At 59.2% G+C, this 17,894-nt stretch carries 18 protein-coding genes and 1 tRNA gene; 14 read left to right on the forward strand and 5 right to left on the reverse strand.

Features of this window, described 5'->3' with window-relative positions; translation table 11 throughout:
• Positions 1-37 precede the first annotated feature (37 nt).
• The 3 genes from ftsH (at position 38) to glmM (ending at position 4,021) form a co-directional block, all read left to right on the forward strand.
• A complete protein-coding gene (ftsH, locus tag GGD46_RS05970) occupies positions 38-1,981 on the forward strand; it encodes an ATP-dependent zinc metalloprotease FtsH (RefSeq protein WP_184702745.1) in 1,944 nt (647 codons plus the stop codon).
• A 188-nt stretch (positions 1,982-2,169) separates the two neighbouring features.
• The gene (locus GGD46_RS33740; protein WP_246806221.1) at positions 2,170-2,397 is read left to right on the forward strand and encodes a GDCCVxC domain-containing (seleno)protein; all 228 of its coding nucleotides are present in this window, start codon (positions 2,170-2,172) and stop codon (positions 2,395-2,397) included.
• Between the two features lie 271 nt (positions 2,398-2,668).
• Positions 2,669-4,021 (forward strand): phosphoglucosamine mutase, encoded by a 1,353-nt coding sequence (gene glmM / locus GGD46_RS05975; protein WP_184702746.1) that lies wholly within the window; start codon positions 2,669-2,671, stop codon positions 4,019-4,021.
• A gap of 98 nt (positions 4,022-4,119) precedes the next feature.
• Here glmM and GGD46_RS05980 read toward each other — a convergent pair whose 3' ends face one another.
• Positions 4,120-4,674 (reverse strand): SH3 domain-containing protein, encoded by a 555-nt coding sequence (locus tag GGD46_RS05980; protein ID WP_184702748.1) that lies wholly within the window; start codon positions 4,672-4,674, stop codon positions 4,120-4,122.
• Positions 4,675-4,994: 320 nt separating this feature from the next.
• Here GGD46_RS05980 and GGD46_RS05985 point away from each other — a divergent pair, with 320 nt between their 5' ends.
• Positions 4,995-5,843, forward strand: a complete 849-nt coding sequence (locus GGD46_RS05985) for an outer membrane protein (RefSeq protein WP_184702750.1) — start codon at positions 4,995-4,997, stop codon at positions 5,841-5,843.
• 243 nt (positions 5,844-6,086) lie between these two features.
• The gene (locus GGD46_RS05990; protein WP_184702751.1) at positions 6,087-6,911 is read left to right on the forward strand and encodes an outer membrane protein; all 825 of its coding nucleotides are present in this window, start codon (positions 6,087-6,089) and stop codon (positions 6,909-6,911) included.
• Between the two features lie 9 nt (positions 6,912-6,920).
• Here the strand turns inward: GGD46_RS05990 and GGD46_RS05995 are convergent, their stop codons facing one another.
• Entirely contained in the window at positions 6,921-7,706 is a 786-nt protein-coding gene (locus GGD46_RS05995; RefSeq protein WP_184702753.1) for a glycosyltransferase family 25 protein, read from the reverse strand.
• Between the two features lie 264 nt (positions 7,707-7,970).
• Here GGD46_RS05995 and GGD46_RS06000 point away from each other — a divergent pair, with 264 nt between their 5' ends.
• The 8 genes from GGD46_RS06000 (at position 7,971) to GGD46_RS06035 (ending at position 15,581) form a co-directional block, all read left to right on the forward strand.
• Positions 7,971-9,149 (forward strand): phosphoserine transaminase, encoded by a 1,179-nt coding sequence (locus GGD46_RS06000; RefSeq protein ID WP_184702755.1) that lies wholly within the window; start codon positions 7,971-7,973, stop codon positions 9,147-9,149.
• A 143-nt stretch (positions 9,150-9,292) separates the two neighbouring features.
• Entirely contained in the window at positions 9,293-10,888 is a 1,596-nt protein-coding gene (gene serA, locus GGD46_RS06005; RefSeq protein ID WP_184702757.1) for a phosphoglycerate dehydrogenase, read from the forward strand.
• A gap of 204 nt (positions 10,889-11,092) precedes the next feature.
• The gene (locus GGD46_RS06010; RefSeq protein WP_184702759.1) at positions 11,093-11,740 is read left to right on the forward strand and encodes a lysophospholipid acyltransferase family protein; all 648 of its coding nucleotides are present in this window, start codon (positions 11,093-11,095) and stop codon (positions 11,738-11,740) included.
• Between the two features lie 2 nt (positions 11,741-11,742).
• On the forward strand, positions 11,743-12,693 hold the full coding sequence (locus GGD46_RS06015) for a phosphatidate cytidylyltransferase (RefSeq protein WP_184702761.1): 951 nt from the start codon (positions 11,743-11,745) through the stop codon (positions 12,691-12,693).
• Positions 12,690-13,091: a hypothetical protein gene (locus tag GGD46_RS06020; protein ID WP_184702764.1), complete on the forward strand. Its 402-nt coding sequence runs from the start codon at positions 12,690-12,692 to the stop codon at positions 13,089-13,091. Before GGD46_RS06015 ends, GGD46_RS06020 begins: the two co-directional genes overlap by 4 nt.
• Positions 13,092-13,114: 23 nt before the next feature.
• Positions 13,115-13,810 (forward strand): CDP-alcohol phosphatidyltransferase family protein, encoded by a 696-nt coding sequence (locus tag GGD46_RS06025; RefSeq protein WP_184702766.1) that lies wholly within the window; start codon positions 13,115-13,117, stop codon positions 13,808-13,810.
• 332 nt (positions 13,811-14,142) lie between these two features.
• Positions 14,143-15,342 carry a tRNA 2-thiouridine(34) synthase MnmA gene (mnmA, locus tag GGD46_RS06030; RefSeq protein ID WP_184702768.1) on the forward strand — a complete coding sequence of 400 codons (1,200 nt, stop codon included), beginning with the start codon at positions 14,143-14,145 and terminating at the stop codon, positions 15,340-15,342.
• Positions 15,343-15,504: 162 nt separating this feature from the next.
• Positions 15,505-15,581 (forward strand) — tRNA-Met (locus GGD46_RS06035).
• Between the two features lie 146 nt (positions 15,582-15,727).
• Here the strand turns inward: GGD46_RS06035 and GGD46_RS06040 are convergent.
• Positions 15,728-15,982, reverse strand: coding sequence for a PilZ domain-containing protein (locus GGD46_RS06040; RefSeq protein WP_184702771.1), 255 nt, complete (start codon positions 15,980-15,982; stop codon positions 15,728-15,730).
• Positions 15,983-16,352: 370 nt separating this feature from the next.
• Here GGD46_RS06040 and GGD46_RS06045 point away from each other — a divergent pair, with 370 nt between their 5' ends.
• Entirely contained in the window at positions 16,353-16,679 is a 327-nt protein-coding gene (locus GGD46_RS06045) for a hypothetical protein (RefSeq protein ID WP_184702773.1), read from the forward strand.
• Positions 16,680-16,684: 5 nt separating this feature from the next.
• On the opposite strand, the gene GGD46_RS06050 is transcribed toward GGD46_RS06045, so the two are convergent.
• On the reverse strand, positions 16,685-16,939 hold the full coding sequence (locus GGD46_RS06050) for a DUF6074 family protein (protein ID WP_184702774.1): 255 nt from the start codon (positions 16,937-16,939) through the stop codon (positions 16,685-16,687).
• A 122-nt stretch (positions 16,940-17,061) separates the two neighbouring features.
• The gene (locus tag GGD46_RS06055) at positions 17,062-17,316 is read right to left on the reverse strand and encodes a DUF982 domain-containing protein (RefSeq protein WP_246806222.1); all 255 of its coding nucleotides are present in this window, start codon (positions 17,314-17,316) and stop codon (positions 17,062-17,064) included.
• Between the last annotated feature and the right edge of the window lie 578 nt (positions 17,317-17,894).

Below are 17,894 nucleotides of genomic sequence, written 5' to 3' on the forward strand. Positions count from 1 at the left end.
TCGCTTAGCGGCGGAAGTTTCAGTGCTGGGGAGTTCGATGAACCCTAATTTTCGTAATTTCGCTCTGTGGGCAATCATAGCTCTGCTGTTGATTGCTCTGTTCAGTATGTTTCAGAACGCGCCGGCACAAACAGGCTCCAGGGAAATTCCTTATTCGCAGTTCCTTCGGGAAGTTGATTCCGGCCGCGTCCGTGACGTTACCGTCACCGGCAATCGCGTCGTCGGCAGCTATGTTGAAAACGGAACACCCTTCCAGACCTATGCTCCGGTCGTGGATGACAGCCTGCTTGAACGCCTGCAGAACAAGAACGTCAACATTGTCGGCCGTCCCGAGTCGGACGGTTCCTCGAGCTTCCTGAGCTATCTCGGCACGCTGTTGCCGATGCTCTTGATCCTCGGTGTCTGGCTGTTCTTCATGCGGCAAATGCAGGGCGGTTCGCGCGGAGCCATGGGCTTCGGCAAGTCCAAGGCCAAGCTTCTGACGGAGGCTCACGGTCGTGTGACCTTCGAGGACGTTGCTGGCGTTGACGAGGCCAAGCAGGACCTGGAAGAAATCGTCGAATTCCTGCGCGATCCGCAGAAGTTCCAGCGTCTTGGCGGTCGTATCCCGCGCGGCGTTCTGCTCGTAGGTCCTCCCGGTACCGGCAAGACGCTTTTGGCGCGCGCTATCGCCGGCGAAGCCAATGTGCCGTTCTTCACGATCTCCGGTTCCGACTTCGTTGAAATGTTCGTTGGTGTCGGCGCAAGCCGCGTCCGCGACATGTTCGAGCAGGCGAAGAAGAATGCGCCCTGCATCATCTTCATCGACGAAATCGATGCCGTCGGTCGCCATCGTGGCGCCGGTCTCGGCGGCGGTAACGACGAACGCGAACAGACGCTGAACCAGTTGCTGGTCGAGATGGACGGCTTCGAGGCCAATGAAGGTATCATCCTGATCGCGGCGACCAACCGTCCCGACGTTCTCGACCCCGCGCTTTTGCGTCCGGGCCGTTTCGACCGTCAGGTCGTGGTTCCGAACCCGGATATCGTCGGCCGCGAACGTATCCTCAAGGTTCATGCCCGCAATGTTCCGCTCGCGCCGAATGTCGACTTGAAGACGCTCGCCCGCGGTACGCCCGGCTTCTCCGGTGCAGATCTGATGAACCTCGTCAACGAAGCTGCCCTTATGGCCGCCCGCCGCAACAAGCGTCTGGTGACCATGCAGGAATTCGAAGACGCCAAGGACAAGATCATGATGGGCGCCGAGCGCCGCTCTTCGGCCATGACCGAAGCGGAGAAGAAGCTCACCGCTTATCACGAGGCTGGTCACGCCATTACGGCGCTTTATGTCGCCGTCGCCGATCCGCTGCACAAGGCAACCATCATTCCGCGCGGCCGTGCTTTGGGCATGGTCATGCAGCTCCCCGAGGGCGACCGCTACTCGATGAGCTACAAGTGGATGGTTTCCCGCCTCTGCATCATGATGGGCGGCCGTGTTGCTGAAGAGCTGACCTTCGGCAAGGAGAACATCACCTCCGGCGCATCTTCGGATATCGAGCAGGCCACCAAGCTTGCCCGGGCCATGGTTACGCAGTGGGGCTTCTCCGATGAACTCGGTCAGGTCGCCTATGGTGAGAACCAGCAGGAAGTCTTCCTGGGTCACTCGGTCTCGCAGTCGAAGAATGTTTCGGAGGCGACCGCGCAGAAGATCGATAACGAAGTGCGCCGTCTGATCGACGAAGCCTACCGCCAGGCCAAGGATATCCTTACCGAACAGCATGATGGCTTCGTGGCGATTGCCGAAGGCCTGCTTGAATACGAGACGCTGACGGGCGAGGAGATCAAGGCCCTCATTCGTGGCGAAAAGCCGGCACGCGACCTCGGTGACGACACTCCGCCAAGCCGCGGTTCGGCAGTGCCGAAGACCGGCGCAAAGAAGGATGGCCCGCTCGGCACCAAGGGCGACGAAGCTGAAGGTGGTTTCGAACCCCAGCCTCGCTGAGGCGCAGAGTCGTTGAATATGCGAACGAAGAGGCCAGTTCTCCTTTGAATAGGGACCTGGCCTCTTTTGTTGATTGGCGGGTAACAAACGGAAGCCGAGGTGGTCTCGCTGATCGCCCGGAGTTCGAACGTGACCGAAGTGCCGCATTCCGTGAGCTGATGTTGTCTTACTGAAGATCGGATATCTACATGCGCGAAGCGTCGGTGATCCTCAGTTCAACGATTACCTGCCCGATCTGCCGCTTTGAGGCGACCGAAGTCATGCCAACCGATGCCTGCCAGCATTTCTATGATTGCAGGGGCTGCGGCGCCATTCTCCGGCCGAAACCCGGCGATTGTTGCGTGTTCTGTTCATACGGAACTGTCCCTTGCCCGCCGGTCCAGGTTCAGAGAGGCAATGCCGCTAAGTACGTGTGAGGGGGCAGGTTCTCAACCGCTGCTGCACCAGCGGTCACCTTATTTACGCCGATAGATTAGGAGGCTGGTTCCGTTTCGTTGGGGATCAGCCTTTTTTAGTGCTTATTAATGGTAACGCGTTGTAATACGCTTTCTTGGTAATTTACGTGCCGAGTTTTGCAATCTATGGCATGAGCCTCAAGCATCGATGTTCGCGCCGCCCACGGAATTCAGTGGAGGTGAACGGGATGCCGCAGTCCCTCATAGGGACGCCGCAATCACGGGAGTGCATATGAAACGTCGCTATTTCGGAACCGACGGAATTCGCGGTCAATCCAATACCTATCCGATGACGCCGGATCTTGCCATGCGCGTGGGTATCGCTGCAGGCACGATCTTCCAGCGAGGCAGTCACCGCCATCGCGTGGTCATCGGCAAAGACACACGCCTTTCCGGCTACATGCTGGAAAATGCGATGGTCGCGGGCTTTACGGCCGCCGGCGTTGATGCCTTCGTTCTCGGACCTATTCCGACACCTGCGGTCGCGATGCTGACGCGTTCGCTGCGAGCCGATATCGGTGTCATGATTTCCGCCTCTCATAATCCGTATGAAGACAACGGCATCAAGCTTTTCGGCCCCGATGGTTACAAGCTGTCCGACGATCTCGAAATGCAAATCGAGGACATGCTCGATAAAGACATGTCGGAGCATCTTGCCAAGTCCGAGAATATCGGCCGTGCCAAGCGCGTCGATGGCGTACACGACCGCTATATCGAGCATGCCAAGCGGACCTTGCCGCGCGACGTGACGCTGCAAGGGCTGCGCATCGCCATCGACTGCGCCAATGGTGCCGCCTACAAAGTTGCCCCGGCCGCCCTTTGGGAGCTTGGCGCCGATGTGGTGACGATCGGCAATGAGCCGAATGGTACGAATATCAATCTCAATTGCGGCTCCACCAGCCCGGTGGCGCTTCAGAAGAAGGTGCATGAAGTGCGTGCCGATATCGGCATCGCGCTTGATGGCGACGCCGACCGTGTCATCATTGTCGACGAAACCGGCACGATCATCGATGGCGACCAGCTGATGGCAGCTATCGCCGAAAGCTGGGCCGAGAGCCAGCTGCTGCGCGGCAACGGCATCGTGGCGACGGTCATGTCCAATCTCGGCCTGGAACGCTTCCTGGAGGAGCGCGGCTTGTCGCTAGCCCGCACCGCGGTCGGCGACCGCTACGTTGTGGAGCACATGCGCCAGAACAATTTCAATGTCGGTGGCGAGCAGTCCGGCCATATCGTATTGTCCGACTACGGCACGACTGGCGACGGCCTCGTTGCCGCCCTGCAGATTCTTGCTGCGGTGAAGCGCACCGGCAAGCCCGTCAGCGAGGTTTGCCGGCGTTTCGAGCCGGTGCCGCAATTGCTGCGCAACGTCCGCATCTCCGGCGGCAGGCCGCTGGAAGACAGCCAAGTGCGCAAGGCGATCGCCGACGCGGAAAGCGAGCTTGCCCGCAATGGACGCCTGGTGATCCGCCCCTCCGGCACGGAACCGTTGATCCGTGTCATGGCCGAGGGTGATGACCGCAGCCAGATCGAACGCATCGTCGGCGGCCTGATCGACGTTATTTCGAGCGTGCGCACCGCCGCCTGAGTTGGCGCCCGGGCATCATCGTGAGTATCAGATCAATGGCCGCCTTTATTGAAGGCGGCCATTTCATTTCTTGGCTCATTACTGCGGGATGTCTGACTTTACTGGAATATTTCGCCGGGATAGGCGCCCCAGAGCTTGCTCTGCCTGATATAGCCTCTCGCTGAATGTCCCTTGACGGAAACGCGACACCAGCTTCCGCTGCAGGAATGCAGCGACAGCAGTACGCGCGGCTGCAGTTCGGCAACCACGGCGCCGGTTGCTTCCGGGTCCATGCGCAGCATGGCGTTCTTCGTCAGCCAGGGCGCGACAACAGCCATTCGTGCGCCTGAAAGAAGGGCACTGTGCATCCAGCCCGTGACGCCGGTATCGTCGCGAACCTGTCGCCAATGGCCATATTCGTTGATGATCTCCATCGGAAGGCCGGGCTTTATGTAGATCCATTTCGTCGCATAGTTTGTCGACGGACCGACCCGCATACGAGCCTTAAAGGACTTGACGGAAGCGAAGCGGGGAATGGGCAAACCTGTTTGGCGACCCGTCTTCCAGGCCGTCGTGGCGACGGGGCTTGCCGGCGGAGTTCCGGCGAAACCGATTGAGCTCAAGAAGACTAAGGTGACGCACAGGCCGGCACGTATTTTTCGTTGGTAAGTCAATGACCTCTCATTGGTGAACTCCCGGCGGGTGCACTGTAATGGCCGGGTTCTTGCCAATTTGTTTAGAAATTCTGCAGATACGCCCCGGCGGATTTTATGCTTCAGGTGGTTCTGGATGAGGTGATGTAGATGCTATCTATTTATTTTTATTTGTGATTTGTTTATACCTAATATTCTGGCTTGAGTATAACCTGCGAGTAAAACAGGGTAAACATTCGTAGTTAATCAGGTTTTAACTCCTTTTCTTCATTATCCCGATCATGTCTTTTCGGTTGGCAAGCATCTGCTGCGCCAATGGCAAGAAATTTGGAGCCAAAACCATGATGAAAACCGTGATCGGCGCACTTGCCACCTTGCTTGTCGGCACGTCAGCCTTTTCCGCTGATCTTTATACACCAGAGCCGCAGCAGCCGGCGCCGGAAGTGGTCGTTGCCCAGTCGAGCGGCTGGTATCTGCGCGGCGATGTCGGTTATGCCTTTACGAAGCTGCGCGGCGCGAATTATTTTCAGGGCTCCAATGGCAGCCTGGTGGATTTCGACAGCGCCAAGCTCGATGGCAACCTTACACTGGGCGGCGGTGTCGGTTATCAGATCAACAACTATCTGCGCACGGATCTGACGCTCGACTATCTCTTCAAGTCCGACTTCAAGGGCTCGACGAAGGGCGATTGCGGCGCCTGCGGCCCGAATTGGACCGCTGTGCCTGCGACTTCCCGCGATCTGGCGTCCCTGACGGCTTATAGCTTGCTTGCCAACGCCTATGTCGATCTCGGTACGTACAGCGTCTTCACGCCCTATGTCGGCGCCGGTATCGGCGGCACCTACGTCAAATGGGACAAGCTGAACAACACCTCTTGCTCGGATGCCAATCCCGATTCTTGCGACGGGTCCGTCAATCACAATGGCCGCGGCAGCTGGCGCTTCACCTATGCGCTGATGGCTGGTACCTCCATCGACCTCAGCTGTAACCTCAAGGCCGATGTTGGCTACCGTTACCGCCATATCCAGGGCGGCGACATGTTCGGTTATGCCGAAAACGGCGGCCCCGGCTACGACAAGGGCATCAACCTTCATGAAGCCCGCCTCGGTGCCCGCTACACCTTCGGCGGTTGCCAGACGGCGAGCTACATGCCGCCGGCCGATATCCCGATCCAGCCGGTCTACAAGTAAGCCTCCGTCTCGCAAGTTATTGAAAAGCCGTCCGGTTTCCCCCGGGCGGCTTTTGCCTTTCCTGCCTTTCCCATTAAGCAATTTTCCATCGCCTTAAAGCTTCATTAACCATGAATTCCCTATGGTTAATGAAATGAAAATGGCGTGTTCCCGGTCACTGGCCCTCTTGAGGTCTTTGCACGGGCAGGAAAGCCAGCCGGTGAAAAGGGCGGGCATCCGTACGAGGATGGAAGGCGAGGGGTAATGATCCGTTTCGACGCTTTGGCGCTAGCCGCAGCGATGGCAGGCGCATCGACCGGCGTTGCCCTTGCCGGCGACGCAACCCCGCCCGAGATCAAGATGCCCGAAGTCAGCGTTCAGGCAGCGAATGGCTGGTACGTGCGCGGCGATGTCGGTTATGCTGTCAATGCCAGCCGTGGCGACATGAAGGTTCGTTCCTACGATCCGGCCGGTGGTGATGATCACTCAGGCTCCTTCGATTCGAATCGCTTCGGCGGCGATTTCTCCGGCGGCCTGGGTATCGGCTACCAGTTCAACGATCTGTTTCGCGCCGACGTGACGGGCGATATTTTCAGCGGCGATTTCAACGGCCGCCTCTCCAGCGCCATGTCTTGCTCCGGCGGAGCAGGGGGCACCGGTTGTTCCACGAACGCTCGGTCATCGTTTACGGCGGGAAGCCTGATGGTCAATGGCTATGTCGATCTCGGAACCGTTGCCGGCTTCACGCCGTATCTCGGCGCAGGTCTCGGTGCAACGCGAGTTTCTTGGGGCAGTGTCAATGCCATCGGTTCATGCGTTGACGGTACTTCTAGTTGTGGGGGCGTTGTTCCGGTCAGCACCCGCTATTCCGGCGACAGCGACTGGCGCTTGACCTATGCCTTGATGGCAGGCGTGGCCTACGAAGTCTCGCCGAACATCAAGGTCGATCTCGGCTATCGTTTCTCGCACATCGCCGGCGGCGACATGTTCAGCTCCTCCGCTGCAGACGCGGCGGCAGGCGCTACGGGCCGCGATGGCGCGCTTTCGCGCCATGAAATTCGGGTCGGGCTCCGGATCACCACCTGGTAGTCCCGGCGCTCATGGCATCGTCAGAACATAGGCGATGCGCCTGAAGAAATCCAAGGTACGGAACAGGTGCGCCGGTAACCGCCGCCATGGAGACAGCTTGGCGGCACGATAGTCGCGACGCCAGCCGACCATCGTGCTTCCTCGCAGCGGATTAAAGCCGACGACATTGGTGCGCGTGGTGAAGATGGACAGCCGCATATCCCATCCGCGTTCAATTGCGACATCCCACGGCAGCGACATGACGGATAGTGACCTCAAGAGCCTCTCTGCGCCCCGGCGCGTTATGAGATAGCACGCAGTCGAACCCTGGGGGCCGAAAAGGCAGCGGCCGACAATGTCACCCTTCGGGCTCGCCGCCAGAGCATGAAAGCCATTCCAGCGGTGATTGACGAGCTTGATCAGGTCCGCTGTCGGTGCCGCCTCCCTGGCGGATATGGCGCGATCCAGGAAATCCCTATTCAGGGCCACATCGTCTTCAATGATGACGGCCGTCTCGCCACCCTCTGCCAGAAATTGGCGCAACGCCAACAGGTGACTCCGGTAGCAGCCGTACTCGCCGGGCAGGATGGTCCTGCCATGCCGGCGCTGGAAGCGGCGGTGGTCGACGTCAATCCATTGTTCGCGTGGAATGAGGGCGCCGTCGACGCCATCGATGCGCTCGAAGCGGAAGCCGAACTCACGGCTCTGACGCTCGATCTCCGCTAGTCTGTCCACCGCTCGATCGATGTTGATCAGATATACGGGAATGGGTTGTGGGAATTCGAAAGGAAGTTCGGCGAGTGCAGTGAGTGACATCGAGCACACTTGTTATTTCCGGCGGCGCGAATCAACTCGCGCTCGACCTAATGTGATTGCATTTCGCCGTAGAAATCAGCTTTTGCGAGGCCCGATTTAGATCAACTTCATTACGGCTAACTTGCGCCATCAAATTTCTCGCACGAATTTGTGAAGTGATGCCGGAGTTCCACTTTCCTGTTGCGCCGGCAGGCGGCTTCCAATATATCCGGCGGCGGGACACCCTTCCCCAACGAAGGGCTTTCTATCTGAGAGGATAGCATTATGACTAAGCTCGCCAAGCCGGACATCCGTCCGGACAATACCCATTTCTCTTCTGGCCCCTGCTCGAAGCGCCCCGGTTGGACGCTCGATGCTCTTTCCGACGCGTCCCTCGGGCGTTCGCATCGCGCGAAGGTCGGCAAAGCCAAGCTCAAGCAGGCCATCGACCTTACCCGTGAAATTCTCGAAGTGCCGGCGGACTACCGCATCGGCATCGTTCCGGCCTCCGACACAGGCGCCGTCGAAATGGCGCTCTGGTCGCTGCTCGGCGAACGTGGCGTCGATATGGTCGCTTGGGAAAGCTTCGGTGCAGGCTGGGTTACCGACGTCGTCAAGCAGCTGAAGCTCAAGGACGTCCGCAAGCTCGAGGCCGGTTACGGCGAGCTTCCTGATCTTTCCACGATCGATTTCGATCGCGACGTAGTCTTCACCTGGAACGGCACCACCTCTGGCGTTCGCGTTCCGAACGGTGATTTTATTCCTGCCGACCGCAAGGGGCTGACGATTTGCGACGCCACCTCGGCGGCTTTCGCTCAGAACCTCGATTTTGCCAAGCTCGATGTCGTCACCTTCTCCTGGCAGAAGGTTCTGGGCGGCGAGGGCGCACATGGCGTTATCATCCTGTCGCCGCGCGCCGTCGAGCGCTTGACGACCTATGTGCCGGCCTGGCCGCTGCCGAAGATCTTCCGCATGACAAGCGGCGGCAAGCTCATCGAAGGCATCTTCCAGGGCGAGACGATCAACACGCCTTCGATGCTTTGCGTCGAAGACTATATCGACGCGCTTCTCTGGGCCAAGGAACTCGGTGGCCTGAAGGCGCTGATCGGTCGTGCCGATGCCAACGCAAAGGTCATCCACGATTTCGTCGCCGCCAACGACTGGATCGCCAATCTCGCCGTCAAGGCCGAGACGGAATCCAACACTTCGGTGTGCCTGAAGATCGTCGACAAGGATGTCGTCGCTCTCGATGCCGATGGTCAGGCGAACTTCGCCAAGGGCCTTGTTTCGCTCCTCGAAAAGGAAGGCGTCGCCTATGACGTCGGCCATTATCGCGACGCACCGTCGGGCCTGCGCATCTGGGCAGGCGCCACGATCGAAGCCTCCGACATGCAGAAGCTGATGCCCTGGCTTGCCTGGGCTTTCGAAACGCAGAAGGCGACGCTCTCCCAGGCTGCTGCCTGAGGTTTGAAGCGTGAATGGCTCCGCCGGCAAAGGCGGAGCTCAGCATTCCGGATTTCTTGTTATTTTCATGCAATTCCTGACGGAAAGCCGCTTTGCATTTCCCGGAAATTGCCCGTCTTAGGTGACTTTTTCAGGAGGCCTCAATGGCACCTCGCGTACTCGTATCCGACGAACTGTCGGAAACCGCCGTCCAGATCTTCCGCGATCGCGGCGTCGAAGTCGATTTTCAGCCACAGCTTGGCAAGGATAAGGATCGGCTGTTCGAAATCATCGGCAACTATGATGGTCTCGCCATCCGTTCCGCCACCAAGGTGACGGAGAAGATCATCGCCGCGGCCAAGAACCTCAAGGTCGTCGGCCGAGCCGGCATCGGCGTCGACAATGTCGATATCCCCGCCGCTTCGCGCCGCGGTATCATCGTCATGAACACGCCATTCGGCAACTCGATCACCACGGCCGAGCACGCTATCGCCTTGATGTTCGCGGTTGCTCGCCAGCTTCCTTCTGCCGATGCCTCGACGCAGGCGGGCAAGTGGGAAAAGTCGAAGTTCATGGGTGTCGAAATCACCGGCAAGACGCTCGGCATCATCGGCGCCGGCAATATCGGCTCGATCGTCATCGCCCGCGCACTCGGCCTGAAGATGCATGTGGTTGCTTTCGACCCGTTCCTGTCGAAGGAGCGTGCCGAGGAAATGGGCGTGACCAAGGTAGAGCTCGATGAGCTTTTCGCCCGCGCCGACTTCATCACGCTGCACGTGCCGCTGACAGACAAGACCCGCAACATTATCGACGCGACTGCCATTGCCAAGATGAAGCAGGGCGTTCGCATCATCAACTGCGCCCGTGGTGGACTTGTCGATGAGGCGGCCCTTGCTGCGGCCATCAAGTCGGGTCATGTCGCTGGTGCCGCATTCGACGTCTTCGAAGTCGAGCCCGCCAAGGAAAGCCCGTTGTTCGGTCTGCCGAATGTCGTTTGCACGCCGCATCTCGGCGCTTCCACCACGGAAGCGCAGGAAAACGTCGCTCTGCAGGTCGCCGAGCAGATGGCGGATTATCTCGTCAAAGGCGCGGTTTCGAACGCCATCAACATGCCCTCGATCACCGCTGAAGAAGCGCCGATCCTGAAGCCTTTCATCAAGCTTGCCGATGTTCTCGGCGCCTTCGTCGGCCAGGTCACGGAAGATCCGATCAAGGAAATCGAGATCCTCTACGACGGCGTAACTGCCGGCATGAACACGAAGGCACTGACGAGCGCGCTGCTCGCTGGCCTGATCCGCAATCAGGTCGCCGACGTCAACATGGTTTCGGCGCCGATCATGATCAAGGAAAAGGGCATCGTGCTTGCCGAAGTCAAGCGCGACAAGACCGGCGTCTACGACGGGTACATCAAGCTGACGGTCACCACCGACAGCATGACGCGCTCTGTTGCCGGTACCGTCTTCTCGGACGGCAAGCCGCGCTTCATCCAGATCAAGGGCATCAACCTCGACGCCGACGTGGGCAACCACATGGTCTATATCGCCAATACCGACGTTCCTGGCATGATCGGCTTCATCGGCACGACGCTCGGCTCTGCTGGCGTCAACATCGCCAACTTCCAGCTCGGCCGCGACAAGCAGGGCGGCGATGCCATCGCACTGCTATATGTCGACGGCGCGCTCAGCGATGATGTGCTTGCCAAGCTGACGGCGCATCACGCCATCCGCCAGGCGAAGCCGCTGGTGTTCAACATCGACTAAGCCACCCCTCCGAGGGTCGGTCGAACCATCCGGTTTGCTCCTCCCAAGAGCCAACTCCGAAACCCGGTGCGACATGAGTTGCGCCGGGTTTTTTCTACTGCTGCGACGGTTGTGGATAAGCTGGGCGAGCAGCTATCGAGGTTTGCGAAACGAGCTTATTTCTTTGTCATGGAGGCTTTGCGGACGAACATTCTCGGGGAAGGAATGGGCACGCCGATCGAATGGCTGGCAAAACCAGCCTCGGTGGCCATCGTTCTCTTCGCGCGGGCGATTACCGCCGTCAGAGCCATCTGGCCCGAGAGCGGCATGCGTACTAGCCGCTGCGTCTATTTCGCCAATCACTCCAGTCACGGCGATTTCATCCTGATCTGGACAGTTTTGCCGCCACGATTGCGCAGACGGGTGCGCCCGGTGGCCGGCGCCGACTATTGGCTGAAGTCATCGCTGAACAGCTTCATCGGCCGCGATGTTTTCAATGCCGTGCTGATCGAGCGCGATCGCGAGGCGCGCAAGGAGGATCCGGTCACGCAGATGACGCAGGCGCTCGATGCCGGCTCGTCGCTGATCCTGTTTCCGGAAGGCACCCGCAATCTAACCGATCAGCCGCTGCAGCCCTTCAAGAGCGGGCTTTTCCACCTTGCCAAGGCACGCCCGGAGATCGACCTTGTTCCGGTCTGGATCGACAACCTCAACCGCGTTATGCCCAAGGGTGAATTCGTGCCTATTCCGCTGATCTGCACCGTCACTTTCGGCGAGGCGCTGCATATCGGCGAGACCGAGGAGAAGGCGGATTTCCTGGCGAGAGCCGAAGCGGCCCTGCTGGCGCTTGCGCCGAAGCGGGCGGGAGACTGAGAATGGAGGCAGCAAGCGCCGATCTGATCCATCTCGTCCTCGGCATTTTCGGCGTGCTGATCGTCGCCTCCGTCATCGGCTATGTGCTGGAGCGTCGGCTGTCGCCCGACGGATCGAATGCCGCGATCGAGAACCTGAATGCGCGCATCAAGGCCTGGTGGGTGATGGTGGTGCTGATCGGCATCGCCTTCATTGCCGGGCGCGCCGGCGTCATTCTGCTTTTCGCCTTCTGCTCCTTTGCGGCGCTGCGCGAGTTCGTGACGCTGATCAATACGAAACGGGCGGATCATTGGGCGCTTGCCGCGGCTTTCTTCGTCGTCCTGCCGGTGCAGTATTATCTGCTGTGGGCCGAGCAATACGGCATCTATTCGATCTTCATTCCCGTTTACGCCTTCCTCTTCATGCCGATTATCGCGGTGCTGCGCGGCGATACCGAACGGTTTCTGGTACGCATCGCCGAGGTACAATGGGCGCTGATGATCTGCGTCTTCTGTGCCTCGCATGTGCCGGCGCTGCTCACTTTGCATATTCCCGGCTATGAAGGCCGCAACGTACTGCTCATCGCCTTCCTGGTGATCGTCGTGCAGCTCAGCGACGTGCTGCAATATGTCTGGGGCAAGCTGTTCGGGAAAACGAAGATCGCGCCGCGTCTGTCGCCATCGAAGACGGTGGAAGGCTTTGTCGGCGGCGTGGTCAGCGCCTCGCTGATCGGCGCGGCGCTTTGGTGGGTGACGCCATTCACGCCGCTGGAGGCCGGGCTGCTCGCCTTCGTCATCACGATCATGGGCTTCTTCGGCGGGCTCGTGATGTCGGCGATCAAGCGGGATCGCGGCGTCAAGGATTGGGGCCACCTCATCGAGGGGCACGGCGGGTTGATCGACCGGCTGGACTCGGTCGTCTTCTCCGCGCCGATCTTCTTCCACCTCGTGCGCTTCTGGTGGTCCGTGTCATGAGCGGAAGGCTGAAAGCGCTTGCCGGCAGCAGCATCGTGCATGTGCTTTTCGCCTTCCTGACCATGGGCGGCTGGGCCTTCTTCGCCAATCGCATGCATCCCATGCCGCGCCCCTTGATATCAGGTTTCGTGCAGGGGGTGCTTTCCGGCTGCCTGACGCTGTTTTTGAAGTCCGTGGTCGAAGCTTTGGCGCAGCGGTTCAGGGGCCTCATACGCCTTTGGGCGCCGCCGCTGATTGCCTGCCTGGGCTCGGCAACCATCCTGATTGTCATCCATGCGCTGAGCGGCACGCCGGAGATCCTGAAGACCATTGCTGTGCCGTTGCTGGTCTCCTCCAGCTATGCGGCCATCTACAATTATTCGATATCGGGTGGGAGCAGGCGAAACCATGAGAGGTGAGCGGCCATGACGGGTGAGGGGCCATGACAAACGAGGGGATGGGCGACAGGCGGCCGCTGGCGAGCCGCAACACGCGATGGGCTCAGACGTTGGCGCGGCGTATGACCGCACTTTCTGTGACGCCGAACCGGATATCGCAGACGAGCATGTTGATGGCGGCGCTGGCGGGCGGTTCCTTCTGGCTTTCGGGGGCCGCCGGCAGTGCGGGGATGCGTGTGGCCTTGCTGATCCTTGCGGCCCTGTTCTGCCAGCTGCGTCTCCTCTGCAATCTGCTTGACGGCATGGTGGCCGTCGAAGGCGGGAAGGGCGAAGCCGATGGGCCTTTCTGGAACGAGTTTCCGGATCGGATCGCCGATATCCTCATCTTTGCCGGTTTCGGCTATGGCATCGCAACGCCGGGGCTTGGCTGGGCCGCAGCCGCCTTCGCCGTGCTGACGGCTTATGTCCGCGAGCTTGGACGCGCCACTGGCAATCCCAGTGATTTCGGCGGGCCGATGGCCAAGCAGCATCGCATGGCCGTGGCCACGGGTGCGGCCCTTCTCTCCATCATCGAGGCCCTCTGGAGCGGTGGCAGCTGGGTTTTGACGGCTGCGCTCTGGATCGTTGCCGTAGGCTCTGCAGTCACTGTTTTGCGGCGTGCAGGCAATTTGATCGGGCATTTGAAGACTACAGCATCGGCCCGAAAATCGGAATCGCTTTCCGGAAAGCACGATGCGTAGATTCGAGGTTAGAGCGACCTTTGTGCTTCCGAAAGGAGGCACGGCGCTCTGAGGGATGATTCGCGATTTCGCCCACCCCTTGCATGGGTTGGCAATCCTTTCTATATCCGTCCACAATTGAGGCTGGCCGCAAAGAGCGGCCGATGGCCCCGCATGATGAAAATTCGCCGCTTTTGCATGGCATCCGGCGGCGAGAGCATGATCCCGAAAAGTGCGTAGCGGTTTTTGGACAAGGTCATGCGGTATCAGACAATGAAGGCGTGACGGCTTTTCGAAAAAGTCATCCCGCTCAGGATAGCATCGAAGATCGTGGAAGACTGGCGGCAACGACCGTGAATACACTGGATTTTGACAAGAGGCCGGAAGATACCCGCGTCGTCGTCGCCATGTCTGGCGGCGTCGACAGCTCCGTCGTCGCCGGCATTTTGAAGCGGCAGGGCTATGACGTGCTCGGCATCACGCTGCAGCTCTATGATCATGGCGCTGCGGTACATCGCGCCGGCTCCTGTTGCGCCGGCCAGGATATCGACGATGCACGGCGCGTCTGCGAGACGCTCGGCATCCCGCATTACGTGCTCGACTATGAAAAACGCTTCCGCGAAACGGTGATCAACCCCTTCGCCGAAAGCTATGTCGCCGGCGAAACGCCGATCCCTTGTGTTGCCTGCAACCAGACCGTCAAGTTCGCCGATCTTCTGGCGACCGCGAAGGAGCTCGGCGCCGATGCGCTGGCGACCGGCCACTACATCCGTTCGCGTCCAAATCCGACTGCCGACAATCCCGGCCGCCGTGCGCTCTATCGCCCGGCCGACGCCGATCGCGACCAGAGCTATTTCCTCTTTGCCACCACGCAGGAGCAGATCGACTATCTGCGTTTTCCGCTTGGCGGCATGCCGAAGGCCGAGACCCGCGCGCTTGCCGAGGAGATGGGCCTTGTCGTCGCCAAGAAGGCCGACAGCCAGGACATCTGTTTTGTGCCGCAAGGTAAGTATTCCGATGTCATCGCCAAGCTTAAGCCGAATGCGGCGCTTGCCGGCGAGATCGTCCATCTCGACGGCCGCGTGCTCGGGCAGCACGAAGGCATCCTGCACTATACGATCGGCCAGCGCCGCGGCATCGGCATCGCCACCGGCGAGCCGCTCTACGTCGTCTATCTCGACGCCCGCTCGCGCCGCGTCATCGTCGGGCCGAAGGAAGCGCTCGAAACGCATCGCGTCTATCTGCGGGATGTCAACTGGCTCGGCGACGAGCCGCTGCTGCAGGCAGCTTCCGGCGAGGGCTTTGCCTGTTTCGCCAAAGTGCGCTCCACCCGCGCACCGGCCCCGGCCGTGCTGCATGCCGATGCCAGCGGCATCTATGTCGATCTTACGGTCGGCGAGGCAGGCGTTGCTCCGGGACAGGCCTGCGCGCTCTATTCGGCGCCGGGCGACGATGCCCGCGTCTATGGTGGCGGCTTCATCGAACGCTCGGAAAGAGAGCCGCTCGCGGAAGCTTCCCTGAAGGCTCTTCTGGTCAGCCCGGTGGCTGCCTGAGGGACGGAACGCTCGGGCTTAAGAGAAAGCGCTGATTTTTCCAAATCATCCGCTTGACACCAAGCCGAACCGCACCTTATAAGCCGCTCACCAACGAGCTGGCGCTTCCGGGCAGCGGTTCGATTGACCTTTGCGTGTGATGCTAGCCATCAAACGCGGCGTGGCGGAGTAGCTCAGTAGGTCAGAGCAGAGGAATCATAATCCTTGTGTCGGGGGTTCAAATCCCTCCTCCGCTACCATATTTCACAAATGTGCCTCAGAGTTGAGTGCTTGCGTAGTTTGGAGCTGATTGTCCAAGCCTCGATGCGCACCTTGGCAATTGCATGTTTGGCTTTCGGCGGCTGAATGGCTCGATGCGACGATCCTCATCGATCATCGCGCGCATCTACACGAACTGAACGCCCATGCTGTTGATCTTTCGCCAGCGGACTTCGCAGGTCAGCAGCCTGTTGTCCGAAAGCTGAAGGTCAAATGCGTTCGGGGCTGCGAGCGGGTTTTCTATCTGGATCATCGCGCCCGTATCGGACAGATTCTTGACGAGGCAGTCGTAGACCGAATGTCCTTCGTTGAAGATGATCTTGGCTCCGAGAAGTGTCCGCTTCCGTGCCGACATCCGGTTGTTTTGCGAAGCTTCGGTCATCTTGTCGTTTCCGGATTTTACTTTAGCTAATTTGCCATGTTCTAATATCCTAGTGGTTAACAGGATGCTGTCGGCGGAGCGTTTTCCACATGTCGCGAAGCATGTGGCGGCGCTGCGATATTCCTGTCGGATACTCGGCTGAGGGATCGCGGCATGCTTTGCATGCTTGCGCCCGCCAGGTCCTTGGCGGAACCGTTGCATGGTCCTGTGGTCGAGGACTTGATGAAATGCAGGTCGCGCCTTTGTTTTTTGCGAACAAGCTGCCTCGATTTGCGTTGTATTTTCAAACAGTCACCGCAAATTCGCGCAACATCTCTTGCAAGGCGAAACGGGCTCTGGCAGCGTGCCGTTGCGGGGAACGGGGTTTTCAATGAAACGATTTTTGGCGGTGGCCGCTATTTTGGTGGTCGCCGATGGCGCAATGGCTGCCGACGATGCCGTGAGCAACGCGTATCGGGTCTGCAAGATGATCGACAATACCGGCTTGTTTACGGGGCCTTGCCAGGTTTCCAGCCGAAAATATGCGGTAACGGCAACGATCGACGTGCCGACCGCCGATGCCCGGAAAGCCTGCATGCAGATTGCAGGCGTTGCCACTTCCAAGGGATATCATTTTCCCGGTGGGGAATGGACTGTGCAGCTCAAGTCGCCGACGAGCGGCGACAAGTCTGTGGCATTCTGCAGGTTGCCGAGATAGCGGCCTCAGGCTGAGGCGTTGCGTTCGTCATCTATCGCGAAAGCGAGCTGCAGTTCCATTTGAACCGCATGCATGAAAAGCGCGGCCTGCCGCGAAATCTCGCCCTGGTCCATCCCCTGTGCCGTCAATCTCGCAGCGAAGCCTGCCATTTCCGAACGCCAGAAGCGATTGGCTTCTTCGCCGTTCAGTTGCAACAATGCCTTAGCGCAGCGCCTGATATCGCTGGTGCGTCTGTCGGCCGGGAATGCTAAAAGCGACATAATCTCTCCGTCATTGGCAAGGCGAATCGCCTGCCCTTGTTGGAACAATCGCTGGCAGTGGTTCACAAAAGGTGAATTGCTTCTTGTTAGATTACAATCGCTTGCGGCGCACAGTGAGGATTTCACTGCATCACGGATATGCCGGCCTCCCGCGCGGCCTTGATCAGGGCTTCTCTTGCCGCTTCCGGAGGGGCGGCACCCAGCATCGCCTCGAGGCAGACACGCACCGCAGCAACATATTCTTCGCCGTTTTCGACCGGCCAATGCTCCAACAATAATTCTGCAACCTTGTGTACCGAATTGACACGGCGATAATCGCCGTTCTCTCCCATCACGAGAGTGACAGCAGGAAATGGTCGTAAAGTGTTTCGTTTCAAAACGCGTTACCTCCGAAACGTAAATGCTCCGGTAAGCCTGCAAAAAGCATTCCGTATGGTACGCTATCTCGCACGGCATTATTAAGGTTGTTTTCGGTTGTGCGTCCACGGCCGCGCGGTGGTCAGCCATATGCTGCAGCTCTATCCGTCGGCGAACGGATCAACTGTGAATTTTGATGGCGGCTAAGGCAATTCCGGCAAAAGTAGGTGGTGGTTCCGCCTTTGGAACTCTGTGAAAGCAGTCGGACAAGGCATTCCCGCAGCGCCGTTTAACAACAGAGGTGTTTTTTGAGCGGTTGCTGTTTCGGCGTGGGGTGCAAGCCTGCCCGAGTTTCTGCCGGTAGAGCTATTCCAGCACCTTGCTTTCCAAGCAGACTTCAGCTGCTTCGGAGCGTTTCGGCCTCTGTCCGAATTGCGGAAGCAATCGATCTTCCTGGTTCGTTACGCGTTCCGGGCGGAAAGTTGCAGCGCATCGACCCGGAATTGCTCTAACCATCATATGTAGCTCCATCGTGCTTCGACATCGCTATCCAAACTCGCGCAACGGGAAAAGGTTTCGCAATTTCCCGGAAAATTAG

The sequence above is a fragment of the Martinezella lusitana genome (assembly GCF_014207095.1).
GTDB classification, from domain to species: Bacteria; Pseudomonadota; Alphaproteobacteria; order Rhizobiales; family Rhizobiaceae; genus Rhizobium; species Rhizobium lusitanum_B.